9 protein-coding genes and 3 pseudogenes are annotated in these 5,960 nt (G+C 63.5%); all 12 read right to left on the reverse strand.

Annotation, left to right across the window (positions count from 1 at the left end; translation table 11 throughout):
* A partial coding sequence (locus tag AUC71_RS11595) for an adenylate kinase (RefSeq protein WP_141701640.1) occupies positions 1-431 on the reverse strand: 431 nt, incomplete at its 3' end.
* A pseudogene (secY, locus tag AUC71_RS11600) lies at positions 428-1,761 on the reverse strand (preprotein translocase subunit SecY). The pseudogene secY and the gene AUC71_RS11595, both read right to left, overlap by 4 nt.
* Before the next feature lie 222 nt (positions 1,762-1,983).
* Positions 1,984-2,426, reverse strand: a pseudogene (gene rplO, locus AUC71_RS17910) (50S ribosomal protein L15); the annotation flags it as partial.
* Positions 2,427-2,438: 12 nt separating this feature from the next.
* Entirely contained in the window at positions 2,439-2,642 is a 204-nt protein-coding gene (gene rpmD / locus AUC71_RS11615; protein ID WP_069624393.1) for a 50S ribosomal protein L30, read from the reverse strand.
* A 25-nt stretch (positions 2,643-2,667) separates the two neighbouring features.
* Positions 2,668-3,246: a 30S ribosomal protein S5 gene (gene rpsE, locus AUC71_RS11620; protein ID WP_069624394.1), complete on the reverse strand. Its 579-nt coding sequence runs from the start codon at positions 3,244-3,246 to the stop codon at positions 2,668-2,670.
* Positions 3,247-3,269: 23 nt separating this feature from the next.
* A pseudogene (gene rplR, locus AUC71_RS11625) lies at positions 3,270-3,630 on the reverse strand (50S ribosomal protein L18).
* Positions 3,631-3,641: 11 nt separating this feature from the next.
* Complete coding sequence (rplF, locus tag AUC71_RS11630; protein WP_069624396.1) at positions 3,642-4,175, reverse strand: 50S ribosomal protein L6; 534 nt, start codon at positions 4,173-4,175, stop codon at positions 3,642-3,644.
* Positions 4,176-4,205: 30 nt separating this feature from the next.
* The gene (gene rpsH, locus AUC71_RS11635; RefSeq protein ID WP_069624397.1) at positions 4,206-4,601 is read right to left on the reverse strand and encodes a 30S ribosomal protein S8; all 396 of its coding nucleotides are present in this window, start codon (positions 4,599-4,601) and stop codon (positions 4,206-4,208) included.
* 9 nt (positions 4,602-4,610) lie between these two features.
* Positions 4,611-4,916, reverse strand: coding sequence for a 30S ribosomal protein S14 (gene rpsN, locus AUC71_RS11640; protein WP_069624398.1), 306 nt, complete (start codon positions 4,914-4,916; stop codon positions 4,611-4,613).
* Positions 4,917-4,943: 27 nt separating this feature from the next.
* Positions 4,944-5,501, reverse strand: coding sequence for a 50S ribosomal protein L5 (gene rplE, locus AUC71_RS11645; RefSeq protein WP_069624399.1), 558 nt, complete (start codon positions 5,499-5,501; stop codon positions 4,944-4,946).
* On the reverse strand, positions 5,494-5,814 hold the full coding sequence (gene rplX, locus AUC71_RS11650) for a 50S ribosomal protein L24 (RefSeq protein ID WP_069624400.1): 321 nt from the start codon (positions 5,812-5,814) through the stop codon (positions 5,494-5,496). The genes rplE and rplX overlap by 8 nt, the downstream gene beginning before the upstream one ends.
* Before the next feature lie 2 nt (positions 5,815-5,816).
* The coding region (locus AUC71_RS11655; RefSeq protein ID WP_193427042.1) for an uL14 family ribosomal protein at positions 5,817-5,960 on the reverse strand (144 nt) is incomplete at its 5' end.

Raw genomic sequence — 5,960 nt, forward strand, 5'->3', positions numbered from 1 at the left:
TCGCGTCTTGAAGAGCTCGTGATCAGCCTCCCCGCAGGCGCGCACGTGAAGCGCCCGGTGATGCGCGCCACGAGCGCATCGTCGTCCACCTCGATGACCACGACCCGGTCCACCTTCTCGCCGCGCGACTGAAGCAGCGTGTCGAGCGCCTCGGCCTGGCCGATGGTCCGCGGGAAGCCGTCGAGAATAAAGCCCGCGCCGTCTTCGCCCTCGTCCATGCTCTCGGCGATGAGGCCGATCACCAGCGCATCGGGCACGAGTTGCCCCTGCTCCATGAGCTGCCCCGCCTGGCGTCCCAGCTCTGTGCCGGCGGCAACCGCCGCACGCAACATGTCGCCGGTTGAAAGCTGAACGAGGCTCCGCAGATCTTGCAACCGCTTCGCCTGGGTCCCCTTTCCCGCGCCGGGCGGGCCGAGCAGGACCAGGTTCATCGCCGCCGCGCTCCCCTAAGCTTGGCCCGCTTGATCAGCCCCTCATACTGATGGGCAAGCAGATGGCTCTGAACTTGGGCCACGGTATCCATGGTGACGCTCACCACGATGAGGAGCGAGGTGCCGCCGAAATAGAACGGGACGCCCCATTCGGCGATCAGGATCTCCGGCAAGACGCAGACCGCGGCCAGATAGAGCGCCCCCACCACGGTGATCCGGGTCAGCACGTAGTCGATATATTCGGCCGTACGCTCGCCGGGCCTGATGCCGGGCAGGAAGCCGCCATACTTCTTCAGGTTCTCGGCCGTGTCCTTCGGGTTGAAGACCACCGCCGTATAGAAGAAGGCGAAGAAGATGATCAGCGAGACATAGATCAGAATGTAGAGCGGCTGCCCGCGGCCGAGCATGGCCGTGATCGAGTTCAACCACTCCGGACCCTGGCCGGCCGAGAAGTTCGCCACGGTGATCGGCAACAGCAGCAGCGAGGAGGCAAAGATCGGCGGAATGACGCCCGCGGTGTTGAGCTTCAACGGCAGATGCGAGGCATCGCCCTGGAACATGCGGTTGCCGACTTGTCGTTTTGGATATTGCACCAAGAGTCGCCGCTGAGCCCGCTCCATGAAGACGATGAACGCGATCACGCCCATGGCCATGACGAACAGGGCGATGATCAGGCCGATCGACAGCGCGCCCTGGCGGCCAAGTTCCAGCGTGCCGACCAGAGCCGAGGGCAACTCCGCGATGATGCCGGCGAAGATGATCAGCGAGATGCCGTTGCCGACGCCCCGCGCCGTGATCTGCTCGCCGAGCCACATCAAGAAGACCGTGCCGCCGACCAGCGTGATCACGGTGGTGATGCGGAAGAACATGCCCGGATCGGTGACGATATTGCCGGCGCCCTCGAGCCCCACGGCAATGCCGTAGCCCTGAAGCGTCGCCAGCAGCACCGTGCCGTAGCGCGTGTATTGGTTGATCTGCCGCCGCCCCTGCTCGCCTTCCTTCTTGAGCTGCTCAAGATGCGGCGAGACGGTGGTCAGCAGCTGAATGATAATCGACGCCGAGATGTACGGCATGATGTTGAGCGCGAAGATCGCCATGCGGCCGACCGCGCCGCCGGAGAACATGTTGAACATGCCGAGAATGCCGGACTGCTGCTGGCGGAAGACATCGGCGAGCGCTTCCGGATTGATGCCCGGAATCGGGATATAGGTGCCAAGTCGGTAGACCACGAGCGCGACGAGCGTGAACCAGATGCGCTTCTTGAGCTCGTCGGCCTTGGCGAAGGCGCGAAATTCAAATTCGAGACGAGCTGTTCTGCGGCGGAAACCATCGGCGCATCTACCCTTCTCCGAGACGATTGGGCGGCCCTTGATCAGGCCGCCTTATCTCACTCGGACTTGTCTTTCTTAGCGGGAGCCTTCTTCGGCGCCGCCTTCTTGGCCGGCGCCCCCCCGGCCTTCTTGGCAGACGACTCTGCGGCCGCCTTGCGCACTTTCTTGGGCTTGCCCTCGCCTTCCGGCTTTGCGGTCCGGCCCGGCATCGGTGTCACCGTGACGCTGCCCCCGGCAGCCTCGACCGCCTTGACCGCGCCGCTCGACGCGCCCGTCACCTCGAGGACACCTTGGTCTTGAGCTCGCCCGATCCGAGCAGCCGCACGCCGTCGCGCGCGCGGCGAACGAGGCCCGCATCGAGCAGGGCCTGCACCGTGACCGGGTTCTTGGGATCGAGCTTCTTGGCGTCGATCGCGGCCTGCACGCGGCCGAGATTCACCACGCTGTAATCCTTGGCGAAAATATTGGCGAAGCCGCGCTTCGGCAGACGCCGATGCAGCGGCATCTGACCGCCTTCGAAGCCCTTCACGGCCACGCCGGAGCGGGCTTTCTGGCCCTTCTGGCCGCGGCCGGACGTCTTGCCCAGCCCAGAGCCGATACCACGCCCCAAACGCTTCTTCGAAGTGGTCGCGCCAGGGAGGTCCCTGATCTCATTCAGTCGCATGATACTTGTTCCTTAGGCTCCGGCCTCGTCCTCGACGATCCGCACCAAATGGCTCACCTTGGCCACCATGCCGCGCACCTGAGGACTGTCGACCAGCGTCCGCCGCTTGTGCATCTTGTTCAGGCCGAGCCCGATCAGGGTCGCACGCTGCGTGGCGGGACGGCGGATCGGGCTCCCGATCTGCTCCACCACGATTGTTTTCTTCTTGTCGGCCATGTCTCTTCAACCCTGTCTTCTGGCTCTAGGCCTGCGCCTCGACGCCTTCGCCCGCCTGATCGCGGCGGCGTGAAACGATATCGCTGACCTTCTTCCCGCGCCGCGCGGCCACGCCACGCGGGCTGTCCTCATGGCGCAGCGCGTCGAACGTGGCGCGCACCATGTTGTAGGGATTGGAGCTGCCGAGCGACTTGGCCACCACGTCCTGGATCCCGAGCGTCTCGAACACCGCGCGCATGGGACCGCCGGCGATGATTGCCGTGCCCGGAGGCGCCGCGCGCAAGACCACCTTGCCGGCGCCATGCTGCCCGCGCACATCGTGATGCAGCGTACGGCCTTCGCGAAGCGGAACCTTCAGCAGACTGCGCTTGGCGGACTCGGTCGCCTTGCGGATGGCCTCGGGCACCTCGCGCGCCTTGCCGTGGCCGAAACCAACCCGGCCCTTCTGATCGCCGACCACGACCAGGGCAGCAAAACCGAAGCGACGGCCACCCTTGACCACCTTGGCCACACGATTGATGTGAACAAGCTTGTCGACGAATTCGCTGTCGCGGTCGTCACGGTCTCTGCCTTGCGAACCGCGCGATTGGGGACCTCGTGCCACGTGTCAGACCCTTTCCTTCAAACCTAAAAGTTCAGACCGGCCTCGCGGGCCGCGTCTGCGAGCGCCTTGATGCGCCCATGATAGATATAGCCGCCGCGATCGAAGACGACGTCCTTGACGCCGGCCTTGGTCGCACGTTCGGCGAGAAGCTTGCCAACGGCTTCCGCCGCCGCCGTATCGCTGCCCTTGGGCAGCGCGCCTGAGATCCTTGTCGAGGCTCGAGGCGGCCGCCACGGTCTTGCCGGAGCGGTCGTCGATCACCTGGGCATAGATATGCTTGGACGAGCGGAACACCGACAGACGCGCACGTCCATTGGCCGCCCGCTTCAGCGAGTGGCGAACCCGGCGCGTGCGCCGGGAAAAGCTATCGTTAAACGCGCTCATGTCTGATCCCGCTACTTCTTCTTGCCTTCTTTACGGAGGATGTACTCGCCCGCATAGCGCACGCCCTTGCCCTTGTAGGGCTCCGGCGGCCTGAACCGTCTGATCTCCGCAGCGACCTGGCCGACCTGCTGCTTGTCGATCCCGCTGATCACGATTTCCGTCGGCTTCGGGCACTGCGCCTGAATACCATCCGGAAGCGGATAGGTGATGTCGTGGCTGTAGCCGAGCTGCAGCTGGATCGCCTGGCCCTGCATCGCCGCGCGATAGCCGACGCCGGTGATCTCCAGCGTCTTGGAGAAACCGTCGGTCACGCCCGTGACGAGGTTGGCCACCAGCGTGCGCGACATGCCCCACATGGCGCGCGCCTCTTTGGTGTCCTCGCGCATGACGATCTCGATGCCGTTCTCGCCCGTCTTGGCAATCACCTCGTCGACGAGCACATGCCTGAGCTCGCCCTTGGGGCCCTTCACCTTGACCTCTTGGCCATCGATCGCGGCGGTGACCCCGCCGGGAATAGCCACTGGTTGTTTGCCGATGCGCGACATTGAATCAAACCTTCGCTTCAAAAAGCTCCGCTAAAACACGTTACAGAGAATCTCGCCGCCGACATTCTCGTTACGCGCCCGCGAATCCGACATGACGCCCTTCGGCGTCGACAGGATGGCTACGCCAAGGCCGTTGGCGACCGTCGGCAGTTCCTTCACCGAGGAATATACGCGCCGGCCCGGCGTCGACACCCGCTTGATGTCCTTGATGACCGGCTGGCCGTCGAAATATTTCAGCTCGATCTCGAACTCGGACTTGCCGCTGTCGTAATCGACGCGCGCATAGCCGCGGATATAGCCTTCCTCCGCCAGCACGTCGAGCACACGCTCGCGCAGCTTGGAGGCGGGCGTTGTCACCCTATTCTTATGCCGCATCTGCGCGTTACGGATGCGGGTTAGCATATCGCCTAGAGGATCGTTAATCATCGACCGTCCTTACCAGCTCGACTTGACCATGCCCGGGATCAGTCCGTTGCTCGCAAGATCGCGCAAGGCAATGCGCGACATGCGAAGCTTGCGGTAGTAACCGCGCGGGCGCCCGGTCAGATCGCAACGGTTGTGAATACGCGTCGGCGAAGCGTTGCGCGGGATTTCCGCGAGCTTCAGCCTTGCCGCGAAGCGCTCCTCCGCCGGAACCGACAGGTCGGAGGCGATCGCCTTCAACCGGTCCCGGCGAAACGCAAACTTCTTCGCAAGCCGGCGGCGCTTCTTGTCCCGCTCGATCATGCTCGTCTTAGCCATTCAGTCCTCCTGTGCAGCCGGATAGCCCTAGCTGCGGAACGGAAAATTCAAACCCTTGAGAAGCGCACGCGCCTCGTCGTCGCTCTGCGCCGTCGTACACACGATGATGTCCATCCCGAGCACGTCATCCACCTTGTCGTAATCGATCTCGGGGAAGATGATGTGCTCCTTGAGCCCCATCGAGTAATTACCTCTTCCGTCGAAGCTTTTCGGATTAAGCCCACGGAAATCCCGGACCCGCGGCAGCGCAATGTTCACCAACCGGTCCAGAAACTCGTACATGCGGTCCTTGCGGAGCGTCACCTTGACGCCGACCGGCATGCCCTCGCGCAGCTTGAAGCCGGCGATCGACTTGCGCGCCTTGGTGATGACCGGGCGCTGGCCGGAAATCAGACCGAGGTCGGCGGCGGCGGACTGCACCTTCTTGGAATCGCCGACGGCTTCGCCGACGCCCATGTTGAGCACGACCTTGTCCAGACGCGGCACCTGCATGACGTTCTTGTAGCCGAACTCCTTGGTGAGGTCGGTCTTCAGCACGTCCAGGTACTGCTGCTTCATCCGCGGAATATATGTCTGCTCAGCCATCGATGACCTCGCCCGAACGCTTGGCGAAACGCACCTTGCGCCCGTCCTTTAGAAATTTGTAGCCGACGCGCGTGGGCTTCCCGTCTTTGGGGTCCTCCAGCGCGATGTTGGAAATATCGATAGAGGCTTCCTTGGTGATGATGCCCCCCTCTTGCGACGCAGTCTGACGCTGATGGCGGCGCACCAGGGAGACGCCCTGGACGATGGCGCGGTTCTCCGCAGGCATCACCTTCAGCACCTCACCCTTCTTGCCTTTATCCTTGCCGGTGAGCACCACCACGTGGTCACCCTTTTTGACCTTCACCTTGGCCATAATCAAAGCACCTCCGGCGCGAGCGACACGATCTTCATGTGCTTCCTCGCCCTCAATTCACGCGTGACCGGCCCGAAGATACGCGTACCGACCGGCTCGCCTTGCGGGTTCACCAGAACCGCCGCGTTACGGTCGAAGCGGATGAG

The organism is Methyloceanibacter marginalis (assembly GCF_001723295.1).
In the GTDB taxonomy this organism is placed as follows: Bacteria; Pseudomonadota; Alphaproteobacteria; order Rhizobiales; family Methyloligellaceae; genus Methyloceanibacter; species Methyloceanibacter marginalis.